This is a genomic window from Flavobacteriales bacterium (assembly GCA_013001705.1).
Classification (GTDB): Bacteria; Bacteroidota; Bacteroidia; order Flavobacteriales_D; family JABDKJ01; genus JABDLZ01.
In genome coordinates this window covers 1-3,164 of the sequence record JABDLZ010000047.1, presented here as the reverse complement: position 1 = coordinate 3,164, position 3,164 = coordinate 1, and the positions used below count along the sequence as shown (strand labels likewise).

The window sequence follows — 3,164 nt, the reverse complement described above, 5'->3', positions numbered from 1 at the left end:
GGGCCTACCTGTGACCCAAGGTGGTAATGGAGACCCTTCTCCTGTCACCGCGCATGGAGTATACATGGGGATGAAAGGAGCGGCCAAATTCGCCTTCGGATCCGATTCCTTGGCCGGAAAAAGAGTAGCCGTGCAAGGTGTGGGTCACGTAGGGACGACACTGGTCGAGAAACTCTATAAAGAAGGAGCCAATGTGGTCATCACAGATATCCACGATGATCTGATAAAGAATATCACCGACCGCATGAATGTCGAAGTAGTCGCTCCAGACGAGATCTACGGTGTGGATATGGATATATATGCACCCTGCGCACTAGGTGCTACAGTCAATGATGAGACATTGCAGCAATTGCGTTGTTCGGTGATCGCTGGTGCCGCCAACAACCAATTGGCAGTAGAGGAGAAGCATGGTCAAGTGCTCCTCGATAGAGGCATTACCTATGCACCTGATTTCCTGGTCAATGCAGGAGGAATCATCAACTGCTACGCTGAGGTGGCCGGATTCGATAAGAACTGGTCTATGCAAGAAGTAGAGAAGATCTACGATACCACTCAAGCTATTCTCAAACTCTCTCGAGACGAAGGCATCCCGGCCTATCTGGCCGCCAATCGTATGGCCGAGGAGCGCATTGCTTCCGTCAGAGAATTATCTGCAGGTCACTGATCGCTGTATGCTCAATCGAAGACAATTACGAATCAAGGTCCTTCACGCCTTGTATGCCTACTTCCAAGAGGAAGAGAAGGACATGCCCAAGGCTGAACGCCAATTGTTCTTCTCCATAGAGAAGTTCCATGAGTTGTACGTCTATCTATTGAGTATGATGGAGCGCTTGCATCATTTGCGGAAAGAGAAGCTCGAGCTTCAGACCAAACGGATCATGGCCACCGAAGAGGATCGCAATCCCAATAAACGTTTCGTGGAGAACCCGATCTTCTTGGAATTGGAGGCCAATGAGGAATTGGAGGTCGCTTGCACCAAGTACGCCATCCAGTGGGACGAGGACCGTATGGACATCATTCGCGATATCCACGCCAAAGTGATCAAGAGCGAAGCCTACAACGAGTACATGGAGCATGAGGTGGGCACAGAAGAAGAGGATGTGAAGATCATCAGTGATCTGTTCAAGAAGTGTGTGGCCAACAATGATCTGGTCCAGCATTTCCTGGATGAGAAGAGCATCTTCTGGGCCGATGATCTGGATCTGGCAGCAAGCATGGCACTGAAGACCATGAAAGCATGGAAGAATGTCCATGAGCAAGGTAAAGGTGAACTACTACCGCTCTACAAAGAACCCGAAGAAGAGAAGGAGTTCGTCAGGGAGTTGTTCAGGAGATCCATCGTTGAGTCCAATGAGAACGAGATCCTCATCGACTCTGCCACAAAGAATTGGGACCTGGAACGCATTGCATACATGGACATGGTATTGATGAAGATGGCCATTTCTGAGGCCAAGACCTTCAAGAGTATACCGACCAAGGTCACGATGAATGAATACATCGAGCTGGCCAAGTTCTATAGCACACCCAAGAGTAGCACGTTCATCAATGGAGTACTGGACAAGCTTTTCGAAGAGTTGAAGAAGAACGGCCAGATCAAGAAAATGGGCAGAGGACTATTGGAGTCATGAGAAAGACATTCGGGTTCATAGCGGTTCTACTGTTGGTCATCTCATCTTGCAAGATGACCAATCGGAATGAGTCCAGCGTCTCGGCCGATATGGTCACCAGTCGCACTACCATCGCATTTGAAGAAGATGTCTTCGATTTTGGTGAGATGACACAAGGAGATCAAGTCTCATTTGAATTCGAATTCATCAATACCGGTGATTCACCCTTACTCATACTCGATGTCAAGCCCAGTTGTGGGTGTACCATCTCCGATGACTGGCCCGATCATCCCATCGAGCCGGGAGAAGGAGGGATTATACCGGTGACCTTCAATAGTGAAGGGAAGAAGGGGCATCAATCCAAATCCATCACTTTGGTCGCTAATACGACACCGCGAACCACTGTACTCACCATCCAAGGCGATGTGATCGCACCTGGATCAAACGAATGACTATGCACGCACACACCATTATACTCATGGGCCAAGGCACTGAAGGTGGAGGTACCTCCGTCTTTATCATGTGGGGTCTTGTCCTACTCATCTTCTACTTCTTCATGATCCGTCCGCAACAGCGCAAGCAGAAGCAAGCTGCCGCTTTCAGGGAGTCTCTGAAAAAAGGTTCTCGCGTAGTGACCATCGGAGGTATCCATGGCAAGGTGGAGGAGGTCAAAGAGAAGACCGTCATCATGACCACTCTAGGCGGTGATAAACTCAAGGTCGAGAAATCGGCTATATCTCCAACGGCCGAGGCCAGCGAGGCCGATATCGCTCAATCGAGCAAGTGATCAGAGTCGGTCTGACCGGGGGTATCGGAAGTGGCAAGACCACTGTTGCCCGTATTTTTTCAGCACTTGGAGTGCCTATCTACTATGCAGATGAGCGGGCCAAGTATCTCATGCATCATGATGTGGATCTCAAAGTGGCCGTCTCAGTAGAGTTCGGACCTCGTGCATACGTGGATGGGGAGCTAGACAGAGCGTATCTCTCATCGGTCGTTTTTGCAGATCGCGATCGTTTGAAAGCGCTCAATCGGCTGGTCCATCCGGCTGTCAGAAGGGACTATCGAGCATGGCTAGAGGGTCTGAGTGGTGATGCGCCCTATTGTATCAAGGAGGCGGCCATCATCTTCGAGACAGGAGGCCACAAAGAATTGGACCGGACTATCCTAGTGACAGCACCTGAGGACTTGAGAATAGAACGGGTGATGCAGCGGGATGATGTGAGTGAAGAACAAGTGCGGTCACGGATGAAGGAGCAATGGTCCGATGCCGATAAACTCGACTTGGCCGACCATGTGATCCAGAATGATGGCAAGCATTCGTTGATCGAGCAGGTCATGGATCTTCATGAAATCCTTTCAGCAGGATTATAAGACTCTGCTCATTAAGCCACGATGTACTTGGGCGTGATGCCCCAGTATTTAGACCTTTGCGTCTGTGGCGCGTATAGTACCCATATTCCTCACACTTGTTTGGACTGCCATCAGCATGGGTCAGTGTGACCCTATCGAGTACGATACCTTCTATAGTTCTCAGATAGCACCTGTTCCTCCAGA

Annotated in this window: 5 protein-coding genes; all 5 read left to right on the top strand. The window is 49.8% G+C overall.

Annotated features, from left to right (window positions below):
• Positions 1-664, top strand: a 664-nt coding sequence (locus HKN79_01720) for a leucine dehydrogenase (GenBank protein NNC82269.1), incomplete at its 5' end; no start/stop codon positions are given.
• A gap of 7 nt (positions 665-671) precedes the next feature.
• Complete coding sequence (gene nusB / locus HKN79_01715) at positions 672-1,628, top strand: transcription antitermination factor NusB (protein NNC82268.1); 957 nt, start codon at positions 672-674, stop codon at positions 1,626-1,628.
• Positions 1,625-2,059, top strand: coding sequence for a DUF1573 domain-containing protein (locus HKN79_01710; GenBank protein ID NNC82267.1), 435 nt, complete (start codon positions 1,625-1,627; stop codon positions 2,057-2,059). The genes nusB and HKN79_01710 overlap by 4 nt, the downstream gene beginning before the upstream one ends.
• 2 nt (positions 2,060-2,061) lie before the next feature.
• The gene (gene yajC, locus HKN79_01705; protein ID NNC82266.1) at positions 2,062-2,394 is read left to right on the top strand and encodes a preprotein translocase subunit YajC; all 333 of its coding nucleotides are present in this window, start codon (positions 2,062-2,064) and stop codon (positions 2,392-2,394) included.
• On the top strand, positions 2,391-2,981 hold the full coding sequence (locus tag HKN79_01700; protein ID NNC82265.1) for a dephospho-CoA kinase: 591 nt from the start codon (positions 2,391-2,393) through the stop codon (positions 2,979-2,981). The genes yajC and HKN79_01700 overlap by 4 nt, the downstream gene beginning before the upstream one ends.
• The last annotated feature ends 183 nt before the right edge of the window (positions 2,982-3,164 follow it).

Excerpts from the sequence above, each read along its gene's own strand:
- nusB (NNC82268.1), top strand. The coding sequence starts at position 672 with ATGCTCAATCGAAGACAATTACGAATCAAGGTCCTTCACGCCTTGTAT.
- HKN79_01710 (NNC82267.1), top strand. The coding sequence starts at position 1,625 with ATGAGAAAGACATTCGGGTTCATAGCGGTTCTACTGTTGGTCATCTCA.
- yajC (NNC82266.1), top strand. The coding sequence starts at position 2,062 with ATGCACGCACACACCATTATACTCATGGGCCAAGGCACTGAAGGTGGA.